Source organism: Novosphingobium sp. BL-A-41-Hi4A-0G (genome assembly GCF_055521735.1).
The window spans coordinates 102,183-118,399 of record NZ_JBVFVU010000003.1; the positions used below are offsets into that span (position 1 = coordinate 102,183).

15 protein-coding genes and 1 riboswitch are annotated in these 16,217 nt (G+C 60.5%); of the genes, 9 read left to right on the forward strand and 6 right to left on the reverse strand.

Features of this window, described 5'->3' with window-relative positions:
* Positions 1-4: 4 nt before the first annotated feature.
* Positions 5-1,051, reverse strand: coding sequence for a HoxN/HupN/NixA family nickel/cobalt transporter (locus tag ACZ1JX_RS20310; RefSeq protein ID WP_083455652.1), 1,047 nt, complete (start codon positions 1,049-1,051; stop codon positions 5-7).
* 81 nt (positions 1,052-1,132) lie between these two features.
* On the reverse strand, positions 1,133-3,169 hold the full coding sequence (locus ACZ1JX_RS20315; RefSeq protein WP_011444007.1) for a TonB-dependent receptor: 2,037 nt from the start codon (positions 3,167-3,169) through the stop codon (positions 1,133-1,135).
* Positions 3,170-3,342: 173 nt separating this feature from the next.
* A riboswitch (cobalamin riboswitch) is annotated at positions 3,343-3,576 on the reverse strand.
* Between the two features lie 420 nt (positions 3,577-3,996).
* Here ACZ1JX_RS20315 and ACZ1JX_RS20320 point away from each other — a divergent pair.
* On the forward strand, positions 3,997-4,395 hold the full coding sequence (locus ACZ1JX_RS20320) for a Y-family DNA polymerase (RefSeq protein ID WP_465126882.1): 399 nt from the start codon (positions 3,997-3,999) through the stop codon (positions 4,393-4,395).
* A gap of 7 nt (positions 4,396-4,402) precedes the next feature.
* On the opposite strand, the gene ACZ1JX_RS20325 is transcribed toward ACZ1JX_RS20320, so the two are convergent.
* From ACZ1JX_RS20325 to tnpA, 4 genes are all read right to left on the reverse strand, one after another.
* Positions 4,403-4,996, reverse strand: coding sequence for a plasmid pRiA4b ORF-3 family protein (locus tag ACZ1JX_RS20325; protein WP_254895250.1), 594 nt, complete (start codon positions 4,994-4,996; stop codon positions 4,403-4,405).
* Entirely contained in the window at positions 4,993-6,582 is a 1,590-nt protein-coding gene (gene tnpC, locus ACZ1JX_RS20330) for an IS66 family transposase (RefSeq protein WP_084281523.1), read from the reverse strand. The genes ACZ1JX_RS20325 and tnpC overlap by 4 nt, the downstream gene beginning before the upstream one ends.
* Positions 6,583-6,650: 68 nt before the next feature.
* Complete coding sequence (gene tnpB / locus ACZ1JX_RS20335; protein WP_084281526.1) at positions 6,651-6,953, reverse strand: IS66 family insertion sequence element accessory protein TnpB; 303 nt, start codon at positions 6,951-6,953, stop codon at positions 6,651-6,653.
* A gap of 53 nt (positions 6,954-7,006) precedes the next feature.
* Complete coding sequence (gene tnpA / locus ACZ1JX_RS20340; protein WP_217806662.1) at positions 7,007-7,369, reverse strand: IS66-like element accessory protein TnpA; 363 nt, start codon at positions 7,367-7,369, stop codon at positions 7,007-7,009.
* Between the two features lie 45 nt (positions 7,370-7,414).
* On the opposite strand from tnpA, the gene ACZ1JX_RS20345 reads away from it, so the two are divergent.
* The 8 genes from ACZ1JX_RS20345 to ACZ1JX_RS20380 all read left to right on the forward strand — a co-directional run bounded on the left by ACZ1JX_RS20345 (position 7,415) and on the right by ACZ1JX_RS20380 (position 16,201).
* A complete protein-coding gene (locus ACZ1JX_RS20345) occupies positions 7,415-8,473 on the forward strand; it encodes a DinB/UmuC family translesion DNA polymerase (RefSeq protein WP_231471962.1) in 1,059 nt (352 codons plus the stop codon).
* A 336-nt stretch (positions 8,474-8,809) separates the two neighbouring features.
* Positions 8,810-10,903 (forward strand): ParB/RepB/Spo0J family partition protein, encoded by a 2,094-nt coding sequence (locus ACZ1JX_RS20350; protein WP_465126883.1) that lies wholly within the window; start codon positions 8,810-8,812, stop codon positions 10,901-10,903.
* 83 nt (positions 10,904-10,986) lie between these two features.
* The gene (locus ACZ1JX_RS20355; protein ID WP_465126884.1) at positions 10,987-11,376 is read left to right on the forward strand and encodes an ArdC-like ssDNA-binding domain-containing protein; all 390 of its coding nucleotides are present in this window, start codon (positions 10,987-10,989) and stop codon (positions 11,374-11,376) included.
* A 629-nt stretch (positions 11,377-12,005) separates the two neighbouring features.
* Positions 12,006-13,907 (forward strand): reverse transcriptase domain-containing protein, encoded by a 1,902-nt coding sequence (locus ACZ1JX_RS20360; RefSeq protein WP_010890906.1) that lies wholly within the window; start codon positions 12,006-12,008, stop codon positions 13,905-13,907.
* Positions 13,908-13,909: 2 nt separating this feature from the next.
* Entirely contained in the window at positions 13,910-14,515 is a 606-nt protein-coding gene (locus tag ACZ1JX_RS20365; RefSeq protein ID WP_465126885.1) for a zincin-like metallopeptidase domain-containing protein, read from the forward strand.
* Positions 14,484-14,876, forward strand: coding sequence for a hypothetical protein (locus tag ACZ1JX_RS20370; protein WP_465126886.1), 393 nt, complete (start codon positions 14,484-14,486; stop codon positions 14,874-14,876). Before ACZ1JX_RS20365 ends, ACZ1JX_RS20370 begins: the two co-directional genes overlap by 32 nt.
* Before the next feature lie 47 nt (positions 14,877-14,923).
* Positions 14,924-15,565, forward strand: a complete 642-nt coding sequence (locus ACZ1JX_RS20375; RefSeq protein WP_465126887.1) for a hypothetical protein — start codon at positions 14,924-14,926, stop codon at positions 15,563-15,565.
* A 12-nt stretch (positions 15,566-15,577) separates the two neighbouring features.
* Entirely contained in the window at positions 15,578-16,201 is a 624-nt protein-coding gene (locus tag ACZ1JX_RS20380; RefSeq protein ID WP_465126888.1) for a DUF6927 domain-containing protein, read from the forward strand.
* The last annotated feature ends 16 nt before the right edge of the window (positions 16,202-16,217 follow it).

Below are 16,217 nucleotides of genomic sequence, written 5' to 3' on the forward strand. Positions count from 1 at the left end.
ACGGTCAGGCACCGACCGAAACCTCGATTTCATCGAACCGCTTCCATCGATAGATCGCGTAACTCGCCAGCCAGCAGAACACGAAAAGACCGATGATGGCGAAGCCCAGACCATTGAAATTTTCACCCAGTTCAATGGCGATCCGCCATGGCGCACCCGTAAGGGCCAGCTTGTCGCCAATCAGGGCCAGCGTTTCGATTCCACCAATGACAATCGCCACGATGGCCGAGATCAGGGTGATGGTGATGTTGTAGTAGAGCTTGCGGATCGGCTTCACGAAGGCCCATTCATAAGCGCCCAGCATCACCACGCCGTCCGCCGTATCGATGAGGGCCATACCGACCGCGAACAGGGCGGGCAGGACCAGGATTGTCCCGATCGACAGGCCATCGGCGGCCTGGCTGGCCGACATGCCCAGAATGGCAACTTCGGTTGCTGTATCGAACCCAAGCCCGAACAGAAACCCCAGCGGGGCCATATGCCAGCTTTTGTTCACGAGGCGGAACATCGGCCTGAACAGTCTGGAAAGCAGACCGCGCCCACCCAATAGCAGATCAAGATCGTCCTCGGCATAGCTGCCGCCTGCACGAACATGGGCAAAAGTCCGCCAGACAGAGCGCAGGATGACCAGGTTCATGCCGGCGATCGTGAACAGGAAAAGCGCGGAAATCACGGTTGCAATCACGCCACCGATTTCCTTGAAGGCGCCGAACTGCGACAGCGCGCTGGCCGTCACCGCAATGATGATCGATGCTATGGCAATGATTCCGGAATGCCCGATCGCGAACCAGAATCCGACCGAAACCGGGCGCTGCCCGTCCTGCATCAGCTTGCGGGTCACATTGTCAATCGCCGCAATATGATCGGCATCAACCGCGTGACGCAGGCCCAGCCCCCAGGCAAGCACAGCGGTGCCGAGCATTAACGGCTGTGCATGAAACAGGCTGAATGCCCAGACCCAGACCCCAATGTTGGCGGCGATCAATCCGGCAAACAAGGCACCAATTCGTCGGCGCAGAGACAGGGATGGCAGTGACTTCGTGAGGTGCATGATTGGCTCGGCGATTGAGGAATATACAAACGAAGGATGGCGCCGCAGACGTGCTGCAGCGCCGCCCATCAAGGGATTTCGCTAGAAATTGACCTTTGCGCCAATCCTCACAGTTCGAGGCTCGACCACGCGGCTCAACCGGCCTTCCACCGGAGCACCTGCATCGAAGGCGGGGATGTAGGACTCGTAATAATAGGCGATGTCCTTGTCCCGGCTGTCGAAGATGTTCAGCACTTCTCCAAATATCTCGACCTTCTTGCCCTTCCACGCGGCCCGGGCATTCATGACGGTGCTGCCTCGATCCCGGACACTGTTGTCCTCGACAAGCGGAGAAGGTCCAAGGTGGCGCACCCGAATGCTGGCTTCCCAGGGATCAAGAATGATGGCGGCACCGGCTGAAGCCGCGTTCTCAAATGCATTGGGGATGTGATCGCCATTGTCGAAGCGCGCATGGCTGGCGGTATAGTTTCCATCAAGCGCAAGCCAAGGGAACGGCCGCCAGAAGGCGACGATTTCATAGCCATGACGCCCACTGGCACCCGACGGTTCAACAGCATTGGAATCGCCAATGAAACGAAGTTCGCTGCCGACATGCAGCCACCAGTAAGTCGCGGTTAACGTGACCCCGGAGAATTGAATGCGTCCTCCCAGTTCCTTGCCGATGCCGCGAACCAGAACGGGAACAGGCGTGTCCCTGTTGACCGCACCCCGAACATCGTTGGAATGGAATCCACGGCCCCAGTTGGCGTAGAGTTCAAGATGCGGCGTAACCTGATAGGCGATTGACGCCTTGGGAGAGAGAATCGACGCTGAGCCACTGCCTTCGCCCAGCGACGCCGCAACAGAATCTCGTGCACGCACGGAATAGTGATAATAGTCCCCGCGAAGACCACCTGTCACACGCAGTCCCGCCAAGGGTTTCCAAGCGACTTCGCCGTAGAGCGCGGAAGACAATTCCCCGACCCGAAAGTGCCCGAGAGATTCAAGAAATGCGCGGGCAGCCGTTCGATCGACACCAACATTCCCGACGGCGTCGTATCTGTTTTCGGTGCCAAGGCTCACAGCCAGACTGTCAGCGATTTCCCAATGTTTTTGTGCGGACAGCCCGAGGACCCAACGCCGGTCGAACTGCTTGATCTGCGCGCTTGTGCCATCCGGATCGGTGTAAGTGGGGTTCGAGAACATCGACCAGTCGTAAAACTGGGCATAGACATTGGCGCGCCATGTCGGTTGCTTGACCGCGATGTTAGCCACCAGGCGCGTCGTCTCACCCCGCGCGGAAGGATCTGGAGAGCAGAACACATCCGCACACAACGCCGTGCCGATAATGCGCTCGGGGATTTGCTCGGTTGGGTGCCATGTCGCCCGGTAGGCATGGAGAGATGCCTCCAATGTGCCCGCACCGGTCGGCATGCTATATTTCGCGAACCCCGAGTAATGGCGCAGACGTTCAGGTTCCTGCCACGGTCCGTCATAGGCCTTGGCCTGGGCGACAAGCGTGAGGTCTCCGCCGCCCAGGTCGTGCAATGTTCCACCCGCAGCGACGCGGCGCCAACCATATGAACCAGTCTCGGCCGATGCCCATGGCCGGTCATAACCCTTGATGGTCGTCATATAGGCTGCTCCCGCCAGAGCGAAATCACCGCCATCGGCGCGGTAGGGCCCTTTACGAAAATCCTCCCGGCCCACGATCTCCGGAATGAGGCCGTTGAGGTCGAGATAGCCATGACCATGTCCGTGGGTACGAAAGTTCATCTGCACATCATCGATATAGGTACTGAAGTCAGACCCATGGTCGAGGTTGAAACCGCGCAGGAAATACTGGTTGGCTTTGCCGCTCCCAGAATGCTGGGCTGCAACCAGCCCGGGCACCGCTTCCAGCAGTTCGGCCACGCGGAGAAGAGGCCGCACGAGGAGATCGGCCCCTCCGACGCTTCCTTCGCTCGCTGATTTGGCAGTGCCGATCATGGCCTCACCGCGACCGAAAACCACAATGTCGTTACCCGCCACGACTGCATCCGCGCTTGTTTGCGATGCCTTTTCAGAGGTTTCGGCAAATGCCGGTTTTCCGATACAGATCAGCGCAAGGGCGCTGCTGGTAGTAATGGTCTTGATCACTAAATAGTCCCCCGGCGTCTTGCGACGTGGCCGGGGCAAACCCGCGCGAACGGGCGACACGCGCGGCGGCCGGACGCCATGGGCGGCCGACGCACGTCTCCGATGCGGCCCCAGCCGCTCGTTCGTCGCTCAGACGGAGTTCACCGTGCCGCAGCCATCCTCTGGACCAAGGCAAGAGCGACCAGACGCCGGCAGGTCTCCTGGCTCACGGGTCACAGCTTGATGCACGCCTTCCCAGACCTCGCATGATTTAGCGTCCGGCCCAGTGGCTGCCCCTTCCAAGAGGAGCGATGTACATCGCGCTATCCGCTTACAGTTGCAGAGACAGCCGCGGATTTGGAAGCAAGCTTCCGCACCGCATTCCCGATTAAGCCCCTTTCGGGGGCACCGGCGCGATCAATGAAAGGCGGACTAGTCTGCCCGTCGATACCTCACCTAACTGAAGTGATCGGAAAAGCCAATAACGCTTGGAGCAGGGATTGAATCAACGATTACTGCATCCCGCGCCACCATTGCCATTGGCACGGCCAGAGCGCACCAACCGCGCGCACTCGATTTGAATGGCGGGTTTTCACTGAACCTATCGTTGGCCATCGGACTCCTGTACGACCGGAAGTGGTCGCCTGCTGCCCCTGCAATCGCCGCCTACAAGGTGGCAAATGCAGCCCTATATTCGGTCATTCCGAGGTCATTTCAATCGCATCAAAACCCGCTGGTCAGTGGATTGCCGTCTAAGAATTTGATGGCAGGCACTGACCAGATTGTTGCCTAGCCCCTTTTGCTCTGCTGATCTCGATTGCCGATGTTCGCTAAATGTTCCAGAATGGTTGCGTCTGATTCCCTCGCAAAAGGCCCTTACGGCTGTGACAAAGCTTTACCTCGATTTCGACAGCTTCTTCGCATCGGCCGAGCAACATTTTAATCCAGTCCTGCGTGGGAAGCCGGTTGGTGTAGTACCGCTAGATGTCCGGCACACTGGTTGCATTGCAATCAGCCGCGAAGCGAAGCGGGCGGGGGTCCCCTCTGGTGCTTCGGTAAGCGAAGCCAGAGCGATCGTGCCAGAGATGATTTTCATCGTAGCACGGCCTGATGCGTACGTTCGGCTCCATCACCGTATCCTCGCTGTAATCGAGGGCTGCCTGCCGATCGAAAAAGAGCGCTCGATCGACGAACTGGTATGCAACTTGGTTGCATCAGAAGTAAGCGCCGACGGAAGGCGGCGTTGACGTAAGTCTATTTGGCCTTCCGCGGGCGCGGCGCCCATTTCTTTGCCAGCGCTGCTAAGCGGTTATGGATCATGTCGATGTCGGGCTGAGCATCGGTATCATGGTCGTCCCCCAGGGCTTCCAACGCCTCTTCATGGTATTCATGTGTCGGATCGGCCAGGGCTTCCAGCTTCTCGGCATAGCCCCAAGGTCCGCCTGAGTCCTCTGGCGGTCGCATGCCGGTGGCTGCGAGCAGGCGAGGATAGCTGCCTTGGGGCTCGGCCGGAGCGATGCCCTGGATTTTGACGCTGTGCTCCCAGGCATCACCGAAGTCGTATAGGTATCGGAAGGACTTGCCCCGCATTCCCTCTAGAGCCTGACCCAGGGTCGCCTTGCGGGCATCGAGCGGACCGCCAAAGCCATATTCGGGATCTGGGATGCCGAAGCCCGTGCGACCGAACGTCAGTTCCCACAGATGACTGTCCGTCCACGCCAATGCCGCCTGGAAGACGCTGTGCAGACGATCGAGCCGGATACCCAGCGGCACTTCGATTACGCGGCTGACGGCCGGCGTCACGTCGTCTAGGGTGATTGTCATCCGCACGATGAAGGCGTTGCTCAAGCAGCATACTCCAGGTTCTGGACCTCTCTCGCCGCATGCCAGTTCCATGGCAGCAATTCGTCGATCCGGTTGATCGGGTGGTTGCCGATACGCGCGATGACGTCGGTAAACCAAGCCTCGGGTTCCACGCCGTTCAGGCGGCATGTCTCGACAAGCGAGTAAAACAGGGCCGAAGCATCTCCGCCCTTGGTCGAACCGACGAACATCCAGTTGCGCCGACCAAGAGCAACGCCGCGCAGGGCATTTTCGACCAGGTTGTTGCTGATCTCGAGCAGGCCATCGTCGCAATAGCGGATCATCGCCGCCCACCGGTTGAGCGGATAACGGCAGGCCTTCGCCAGTGCGCTGTCTGAGGACAGCCCGCGCATCTGTGCTTCGAGCCAGGGCCGTAAGGCAGCCAGTTTAGGGGAGGCCTGCTGCTGGCGGACCTGTCGTCGTGCATCGGGTGGTGCGCCCTTGATGTCGCGCTCGATCGCGAACAGCTCACCAATCCTCACAACGGCTTCAGCCGCGACTGGCGACGGGTTCTTTTCCAGGATGTCAGTAAACTTGCGCCGCGCATGTGCCCAGCAACCCACCTCGGTCACGCCGCGCGGGGCCTTCGTCTTGGGGTCACGATACAGCGCGTTGTAGCCGGCATAGCCATCCGCCTGGAGGTATCCCTGATATCCGGCGAGATGGGCTGCGGGATGCTCGCCGCCGCGGCCGGTGGTGAAGCGGAACACCACAGCGGGCGGGCTCATGTCGCCGCTCGAACGACCATCGCGCAGATAGACCCAGAAGTAGGCAGTGTGGCTGCCGTCCTCACCCATGAGCAATGTGACCGGCGTCTCGTCACCATGGATCTTGGGAGCTTGGAGGACGTAGGCGAGCAAGCGTTCGCCGAGCGGGGCCATCAACCAAGCCAGCTTGCGGGACCAACGCCCCATTACATCGCGATCGATGTCCACGCCCTGGCGACGCAAGATCACCGACTGGCGGTGCCAGGGTTGATGATCCACGAAGCGGCTGACGACCAGATGCGCAAGCAGCGCGCTGCTCGCCATGACCTTGGGCAACGGCAGCTCAATGGCCGGAGCCTGGCGGATTGTCTCGCAAGACCGGCAAGCGATACGAGGGCGAACATGGCGCAGGACGCGGAAGCGGGCCGGCACATAATCCAGCACTTCGGTGACGTCTTCGCAGATGACGGTTTCCACGCCCCCGCAGCCACAGGGCTCTGGGCGATGCTCCGTCGTCAGGCGCGGGACGTGCGCCGGGATCGGCGTCCGGGCTCCAGCCTTGCGTGCCGATTTCAGCTTTGACGATGTGGCTACGTCGTCATTGGCCGGCTCCGGGGTCTCGACCTCTTCGAACATCAGGCGCAGTTGCGCGATATCCATCTTTTCGGAGCTGCGACCGAACTGGACGCGCAGCAGCCGGGCAAGGCGATGCTCCAGCTTTTCGATCGTCAGGCTTTGGGTCTTGACGGTATGCTTTACCGCCTTCAGCTCGGCCCGCTCTACCTCCATGGCTTCGGCCATCTCCCGCAGCATTTTCTGCAGGAGAACCGGGTCTGTGGGAAGGCGATCAAGGTCGAACCGCATGCCCGGAACTATAGCGGAAATGCCTTCCCGATCCTACCTAAAACCGCAGTTTTTCGTGACTTTTCCGCTCATGCGAGTGTCGGTACGAGCACCTCGTTGTGAATGATCGCCTGCCTCCAATCGAGGCCTTCAATCAACATCGCCAACTGTGCGCCCGAGAGCCGAGCTGCCGCCCCCTCCTGGGTTCGGGGCCACACGAACTTTCCACGCTCGAGACGTTTCGCGTACAGGCAAAGCCCTGACCCGTCCCAGACCAGCGCCTTCAGCCTGTCACCTCTTTTCCCGCGGAACAGGAATACTGCACCAGAGAATGGATCAAGCTGCAGGATATTACGAACCTGGGCCGACAGCCCGTCGAAGCCTTTGCGCATGTCGCACGGTGCCAGCGACAGATAGATCTTGGCCGACGGCGGCAAGGTCAGGCTCACCGTTCAAGCTCCCCGACAATCTCGAGAACCAGTCGCAGCGCCTGTGGGTCAACCAGCCTGTCCACCGAGACCGTGAAGCCGTCGCCTCGCCGGATGTCGATCCGGCCAGCTTCAGGCGGTTTGCCTGCCGGCTCGGGCTTCACCAGTTCAACTGGAACAAAACCCGCCATCGCCCCGCGCAGCAATTGCTTGCGCCATGTGTAGAGCTGGCCTGTTCCGATCCCATGCCGCCGCGCCACCGCCGCAACTATGACGCCGGGCTGCGTCGTCTCCTTCAGGATCGCGAGCTTCTCCTCGTCGCTCCAATGCCGCCGCCGCTCGACACGTACGACCGCTCCTCCATCCCGACGAGCGCCCATACGAGGCTCGTTTGACTGCTCGATATCCACTCGCAAGGCCTCCATTTGCCCCGCGAAATCTACGCCATCCCAATCCTGCGCAAGGCCGGGTTCCGGCGGCGCTTACCATCAGAAGCCGAGCAAGGCAGAGAGCTTGCCCACCGCATAAAGGCTGCCCTGCTAAATGCTTTTGGACCAACCCTCACCTGTTCAATCGGGATCGGGCCGTCCGAACTGCTCGCAAAAATCGGGGCAGAAATGCACAAGCCCGATGGACTGGTTATTCTGCGTGAGTCCGAATTGCCTGACTCTATCGCTCACCTTAAGCTTTCGGACATTCCAGGTATCTCTAAGGGCATGAGCGCGCGTCTGGAAAAGGCGGGTATCACCGACGTGCCGGCGCTTTGGAAGTTGGGCGCCAAGGAGGCGCGTGGTCTGTGGGGCAGCATCGAGGGTGAGCGGTTTTGGAATGCGCTTCATGGCTTGCCCTATGAGCGGCCGGTAAGCGAGAAACGCATGTTTGGCCACAGCCGGATGCTGTCCTTCGACTGGCGCACGCCCGAGCGGGTCCACGATTGCGCGCGCCAACTGTCGCTTAGTGCGGTGCGCCGGTTGCGCCGCACCAAGTTAAAGGCAACGCAACTAACCCTGAGTGTGCGGGGTGGTGGCTCCCGCACTGATACCGCGCGTCGCTCGGATCACCAGCGCTGGAGCACCGAGATGCAGTTTGAAGCGATGCGTGACGATGCGTCTACGCTAGAACAGCTTGCGGCAGCCATTGCCCACTATCGGCGCGAGGTTCGCTTCAAGCCTCGTTCGGTCACCGTGCTGCTGCATGGTTTGGTTGACGCAGCGCCAGCGCAAGCGGACCTGTTTAGCCAGCCCGGCTTGAACGACCAGCGCGCAGCGATTCTTGTGCGCCAGGAAAAGCGGGAAAGGCTGAGCGGCGCAATGGACGCCATCCGTGCAAAACATGGCCCTGCATCGGCATCGTGGGGCGTCTGTGATGAAATACCCGGCGGTTTTGTCGGCAGCAAGATCGCGTTCGGGCGCATCCCTGATCTGGGGGATTTCAACGAAGCGCCAAGCAAGGATGAGGCGACGCATTTTTGCGTGGTGGCTTAAGCTGGGTTTTTGACTGCGCGCTTGGCTTTACTCTTTGAGCGGTTCTTTCCAGAGCCCAACATTCATATTGCCAGATATGAACAGCCTGATCTGGTCGGCAGCCGGATGCGGTCTGCTCGCGTTGCGAATGGTGGCGATCCCAGAATCGCAGCCTCCAACTGTTGCGGCATTTTGAACTCTGACGAGCCGCGCGCTCCAAATCCGAAGCATGCCCCGCTTTCCATTCGCAGGGCGACAACGACTAGCCCTTAGGCCTGCGTGGAACGCAGATCAGAAGGGGAGGGGGAGGGGATGTGTGCCCGGGTGATTGCCGGGTGCACATCAGGAGTGACGACCATGCTTATTCCCTTTTCCCGACTCTATCTGAGCGATGCCAATGTGCGCAAAACGCGCAGCGAAGAAGACGATATCCAGCTTTCCGCCGACATCGAAGCGCGCGGCCTTTTGCAGAACCTGCTGGTCACCAAGAGCAAGAAGCGCGGCAAGTTTGCCGTGATCGCCGGTGGTCGCCGCCTGCGGGCCATCGAGATGATCGTCACGCGCGGTGCCTGGCCCCCTGATACCGAGATCGAATGCAAGCTGCTCGAAGGCAGCGAAGAGGAAGCAGGCGAGGCCTCGCTTGCCGAGAACTTCCAGCGCGTCGGGATGTCGCCCGCTGAAGAATGCCGCGCCTTTCAGCACTTCATCAAGGAAGGCAGCGATGTTGCCGCGGTCGCCAAACGCTTTGGCCTCACCCAGCGCTTTGTGGAAGGCCGTCTGCGGCTTGCAAACCTCGCCGAGCCGATCTTCGAAGCACTTGCCAAGGGCGATGTAACCCTCGACATCGCGAAAGCCTATGCTGCTACCGATCAGCACGAGGTGCAGCTGCGGGTCTTTGAGCAGACGCGCTATGCCTATAACCCAAGCGCCGATGCCATCCGGCGTATGGTGGCGAGCGGTTCCATGCGCGGCAATGACCCAATCGCGCTGCTGATCGGCGAAGATGCCTATGTGGCCGCCGGCGGCAAGATCGAGCGCGACCTCTTCAGCGAAGCGGCAGATGATCGCTGGATCGACATCGAGATCGCCCACAGGCTTGCGGCGGAGAAAATGGAAGCCGAAGCCCAGCGTATCACTGCCGAGACGGGCCTTGCCTGGATCAGCCCGGTGGCGTCGACCAATTCATGGCAGGCGCGCAGCGAAATGGGCGTCAATGCGGTTCGCCTCCCGCCCGCGCCGCTCTCCGAAGAAGCACGTGCCCGAATTGACGCGATCGATGCCCGAATGGAAGAAATCAGCGAGATCATCGACGAAGGCAATGAAGGCGACGAGACCGATTTTGGGCAGCTCGAAGCCGAGTATGAAGATCTCGATGCTGAGCGCAGCGACCTCAATAACCCGGTGCGCGAACTGCCCGAAGAATGGCGCAGTGAGGCCGGACGGTTTCTGGTTCTCACCACCCGCGGCGAGATGGTGCTCGAGGCCGATTATTACAGCGAAAAGCGCCTGTCGTTCGAGACCGATGAGAATGGCAAGGTGACAGCGACGGCCGAAGAGCCGGTGCCAGGTTCTACCAAGAAAGGCAGCGCTGCGCCTTCCAGGCCCGAGGCAGTTGCGCCGGGCACGGAAAAGCCGATCAGCGCCCGCCTGTTCGACGAGCTTGCCGTGCAGCGCCGCAATATCCTCTCGGCATCCCTCCTCACCGATGCGGGCCTCGCGCTCGACTTCGCCATCTTCGCGCTGGCCGACAGCCGCAGCTATGAAAGCCGGGGAACCTCGATCAAGGGCGGACGACCCAGCGATCCGGCGACCGGAGAACTTTCGCAGTCCACAGCCGAAGGGATTCTCGCCGAGGCTGAAAACGCGCTCGACACGGCATGGCAGGAACATGGCTGTGCAGCCCAACGCTTCATTGCCTTCCGCGAACTTGCCGACGAAGCCAAGGCGGCGTGGCTCGCCTATGCGGTAGCCATCTCGCTCGAAGCCAAGAAGGGCTATGGTTCGGAATACCATCCGATCCATGCTGTCATCGGCAGCATGCTCGACATCGACGTTGCAGCGATGTGGCGGCCGACAGCCGAGAATTTCTTCGACCGGGTGAGCAAGACCTCGTGTCTTGCGGCACTGACCGAAGTCGGCGGCAGCGATCTTGCGGCGCGTTATGCCGCATCGAAGAAGGCTGACCTTGCCAAGACCTGCGAGACGATCTTCGCCGGCAAGGCGATCATTGAACAGGACGTCAAGGAAGCAGCGCTGGCCTGGCTCCCCGAAGGTATGAAGTTCACGATCGCTGCCAATCCCGCTGATCCGGTCATCCCGGACACCGACGAAAGCGAACCTGTCGCCGACGTCTGCGATGGCGATGACGGTGAAGCCGACAGCGAGGCCGACGAGCTGATCGATGACCATGAACCTCAACACGCCTGTGAAGAAGCGGCGGTAGCCGCCTGAAGCGGTCAATCACCCCTCCTGATGACCTGACCCGGCCACTCGCCTGAGTGAGCCGGGCCTCTTTTTTGTTGAGGAGCAGGCCAATGCGCCAACGACCCAAGCGCGACGTCGCGCAGGAAATCACCAATCTGATCATCGCGACAATCGAGGCCGGAACGCTGCCCTGGCGCCGGCCCTGGAAGAAGACCGGGATGGGCGGAGCGCCGCTGCGCGCGGCAGGCGTCCCTTACACTGGGATCAATCGCCTCTATCTTTGGGCGGTCGCCGACCATTATGGCTTTGGATCCCGCTATTGGATGACCTGGCGCCAGGCCATCGAGCTTGGCGGACAGGTCCGCAAGGGCGAGACCGCTGAGCCGAGCATCTACTTCAACAGCACGAAGAAGACTGCGATTGACCATGCAACCGGCGAGGAATCGTCGAAAACAATCCGCTTCATGCGCGCTTATAGCGTGTTCAACGGTGCGCCGTAACGGCGGAAATTAAGGAGTGCTATCATGGATAGTTGATCTTGCTGGCTATAGATCATGCCCACTGGACTAACCTCGGCCAGAAATGGCTGCGATCCCGAAAGGGACGGGGAACAATAGCATGTTCAGAAAAGGTCCCGAAACGCCAAAGCCATTTGAGGCGCGAGGGATCAGGGCAAGACGTGTATGGTGAAAGCTATACTGCCTGAACCCCAGTTTGCAGCGGCTGATAACGTGGCGATGTCGCAGAATGGTTGACGCGGCATATCGGAGAGACGGAGGAAAGGGCGTTGAGTTCCTCCACAGCGAGCGGGACTTCCGCGAGCGCGCCAGCCTCTCTGACGCACCCTCTATAGGGAGGGGTAAGTGAACGAACGGGGCACCTAACCACGTCGTATCTCCAATTTCCGTAATTACGGGATGCCCTGAAGCAGGCGCTGGGAAGACCAGCGACCTGTATGGGCACGGAGCCGCCATATTACTCAAATGCCCGGTGTAATGGCCGGGACAGCCGCCGAGCAATCGGCGGACGGTCGGCAGTATAAGCTCGGGGTGACCCGGGCGAAAGCCTAACCGACCGGGGGAAGGGCGGCAGCGACTGCGATCAGACGACCTCAAAAGGAGGTGTGCTAATGCTGCCAGATACCATTGAGAGGGCCGTCAGATCACTCCCGACCGTCATCAGGTCGGGTCGGAAGGTCAATGGCCTCTATCGCCTGCTGAAAAGCCCGCTCCTCTGGGAGCATGCCTACCAGCGGATCGCCCCGAATAAAGGGGCGATGACGCCCGGAGTTGATGGTCAGACATTCGACGGCTTCTCGCCCGACAAGGTCAGGTCCATCATCGAACGGCTTGCGAACGGGACCTATCGACCTCAACCGGCAAGACGGGTGTATATCCCGAAAGCCAATGGCCAGAAACGGCCACTTGGCGTGCCGACCACGGAAGACAAGTTGGTCCAGGAAGTGGTGCGGACGATCCTCGAGCAAATCTATGAGCCGCTGTTTTCCAGACACTCTCATGGGTTCCGCCCGAAACGTTCATGCCACACGGCGTTGGAATCGATCCGCGCCATCTGGACCGGGGTGAAATGGCTGATCGACGTCGATGTTGTCGGGTTCTTCGACAACATCGATCATGATGTCCTCGTATCCCTGCTCGAAAAACGGATTGCGGATCGTCGCTTCGTGCGGCTCATCCGGGGTCTACTCAAGGCCGGGTATGTCGAAGACTGGGTCTTTCACAAGACCTACAGCGGAACGCCCCAAGGCGGGGTCGTCTCCCCGATGCTGGCGAACATCTACCTGCATGAACTGGATATGTTCATGCAGGCCAAGATGGCTGGCTTCGACAAAGGGAAGCAGCGATCACCATCCCCTGATGCCCGGCGCATCAGGAACCGCCTGTCCTATGTCCGCCGCACAGTGGATCAACTTCGCGCCAAAGGGCGCGGCGACGATCCCAGAGTCACTTCCTTCTTGGAAGAGATCGGTCGGCTCAAGGCGGAACGGCTTGCCGTTCCGGCCAGCGACGCCTTTGATCCGAACTACAGGAGACTGCGCTACTGCCGATACGCCGACGACTTCATCATCGGCGTCACTGGTAGCAAATCGGAAGCACGACAAATCATGGAGGAGGTCAGGACCTACCTGTCCGATCACCTGAAGTTGGCCGTGTCCGCCGAGAAAAGCGGAATCCACAAGGCTTCGGATGGGGCACGGTTCCTCGGATACGAAGTCCGGACCATGACCAATCCCAATCCGCACAAGGCGATCTTCGATGGTCGTCCGGCAGTGCGGCGAGGCTTGGCCGACCGGATGAAACTTCTGGTGCCAAGGGACCGCGTCGTGCGGTTCGTCAACTCAAAGGAATGGGGCGACTACGACAGCTTCAGACCTGTTGGGAGGGCGGCCTTGCGCTTCGCAAGCGATGTGGAAATCGTCCTAGCCTATAACGCCGAATGGCGCGGCTTTGCGAACTATTATGCCATTGCTGACGACGTGAAACGCAAGCTGAACAAGGCAGGTTACTTCGCCTTGCTCTCATGCGTGAAAACCATCGCCGGAAAGCACAGGACATCGGCTCGCAGAGTCTTCGCCAAACTGCGTCGCGGTACGGACTTCTATATCAGCTACGAGGTGGGAGACACCACCCGGACAATAAAACTGTGGCAGTTGAAGGACCTCCAGCGACACACGCGCACCTGGGGCGGGATCGATATCCCTTCCTCAGCAAAGTTCGTGTTCAGCAGGACAGAGCTGGTCGAGCGGCTCAACGCCCGCGAATGCGAGCGTTGCGGTAGCAATGACCAACCTTGTGAGGTTCATCACGTCCGCAGGATCGGCGAATTGCAGCATGCCGGGTTCAGTCGCCATATGGCGGCCGCCCGTCAGCGTAAACGCATGGTCTTGTGCTCCCGCTGCCACAACGATGTCCATGCCGGACAGCCGACCGACCGCCAACGGCGGACAGCACGCAGTCGTGGAGAGCCGAATGCGCTGAAAGGTGCACGTTCGGTTCGGAGGGGGGCCTAGCGATGTTCTCTCCGAGACATTGCGGGCCTACCCTACCCTCGCAGATCGATGGCCTGCCGCCGCATTTCTATCCGAGCCCGGTGCCTGAAGCGCCGCCGACGCCCTCGCAGAAGGCCGCTGCCATCGAGCGCTTCTTCGCACCCGTCCCGGCTGATATACGCCTCGGCGGAGACCGCGCGTTCTACTCGCCAGGCGCTGATTATATTCAGCTTCCGCACCCCAATGTCTTCAACACCGAAGACGGGTTCGTGGCCACGAAAGCGCACGAACTCGGCCATTGGTCAGGCCATGCCTCGCGGCTTGCCCGCGAATTTGGCAAGCGTTTCGGCGACAAGGCATACTCCTTCGAGGAGCTGGTAGCAGAGCAGGTGAGTGCCCGGATCTGCTACGAACTGGGCCTTCCGGCAGACCTCCACGAAAGCCATGCAAGTTATGTCTCGCACTGGCTGGAGATCCTCAAGGCGGACAAGACGGCGATCATCACCGCGGCCGCGAAGGCCGATCAGGCATTCAACCATCTTGCGGCCTATTCGGGCTACCAGAGCGAACCTGCAGAGGATGAAGGGGAGGAAGCCGATGAAACGGCGCCAGTTCCGGCTTGTGCTTGAGCCAGCCCCCGAGGAGGTCGTTCGCCTCGCCCAGCTTCACCGTTATGCCGGCGATGTCGCAGGCCAGGGGAGGGCGCCCATTGGCGGTGTGCTGGCTGAGTATATCGCAGGCCTGTTCCCCCAGAGGGATCCACGCCAGGTGCTGGACGGTCTTCTCGGCAAGGGGGACGCCGGTTGGTCGCTTGGCACAGCTCCGGGTCAAGGCCGATCGCTAATCATCCAGACAACCGAGGCGGGCGTGGCGGTCTCGGCAATAGCGAGGATCCTCGAACAGATTGCGCCAGGGGCGCTCCTGCGACCGATGATCTACGAGCCGTTGCCGCTGGAGAACCCGAGCGAGCACCGCGGCAGCCTGCATTGAGGGAAGGGGGATGGGGCCATTGCATCTTGCAATGGAAAGGAAGCCTCATGTCCTGCGACATCGATTACCGTTACCGCCGCGCACTCCAGCCCGACGGGCTGACGACCTTCGAGAATGCGCTGCGGGCATTGAACGAGGCCGTCGATGATGTCCGCCTTGCAGGCCGGCAGGTTGGAAGCTGCCCGGCAGTGCTGCTCCTCACCCGCCACCTTCAGCGCATTGCCGACGGAAGGCCGACCGAATGTGAGGCAGACGACCAGGCGCTGCGGTCCCAGTGCATCGAACGCCTTGCCGAGCTCAAGCACAGACCGGCGATCATTGCGCTGGTCAAGCGCGGGATCGACTATCGTCCCGAAGAGCTGCGCCACTACCGGCGCGAGGGCACGCGCACACTCCGTCAGATCGCAGCAGGGATCGGGCTCGATCACGCCGATTACCGCATCAGCTATTACACCTCACAGGAACAACTCGCGGGCGAGCATGTGCTGGAAGCCGAAGGTATCTATGTCCGGATCAGCCCGGAAAGGTTCGGCGAGCCGGGTCTCGCTTGGCGCAACCCGTTCTGGAAACCGCCTGGCGCGGTGATGCGCAAAGCGCCGATCACCGCCCTTGCAGATATTCCCGCACTCACGGCGCGGATCGCGCGCGAATTGAAGATCGCACCTCCGGCGCAGCCGGGGCTCATCTGAAGGAGAATACGCATGGGCTGGCTTTACATGCACCGGGCCGGAATGGGGGGCTTCGACACTCCCAAGGCCTATCTCGACAATCAGCTCACATGGGAGCGCGAAAATGAAGAAACCGGCACCTTTGAAGGATGCCGGGTCATCAGAAGCGTGTCCACAACCGGGGCCAATTACGCAGCTGTCCAGCGCTATGGATCGAACAACCAGACCCACGCCATCTCCGCGGTGATCTGTCTGGTGCGCTGGAACCCCAAGGCCGCAGACGGCCTCCTGTTCGGTTACAAGGACATGGATGAAAACTCCGGGCCGGTGGAGGCCGGATGTCCCAGAAGTATCCTCGAGGAACTGGGACCAACCCGTCACCCTTATGCCCTCGACTGGCGCAACCGGTGCTACCGCCATCTGCGCCTCAAGGAACGCAAGATCGCCGATGGAGACATGATCCGGCTGCATGAACCCATGAAGTTCACCGACGGGAGCGAACACGCCGAATTCAGGGTGACAAAGCGCGACGCGAAGATTGAACTTAGCACGCCCGATGGCCGAGGCCGGTTCCGCATCAGCAGATTGATGGAGCGCCGGTTCGAAGTCGTGCCGCCCAAGCGTGCGCCGCGCACATTCTTCCCGGCAACGCCGTAACGCTCGGGAGGTGATC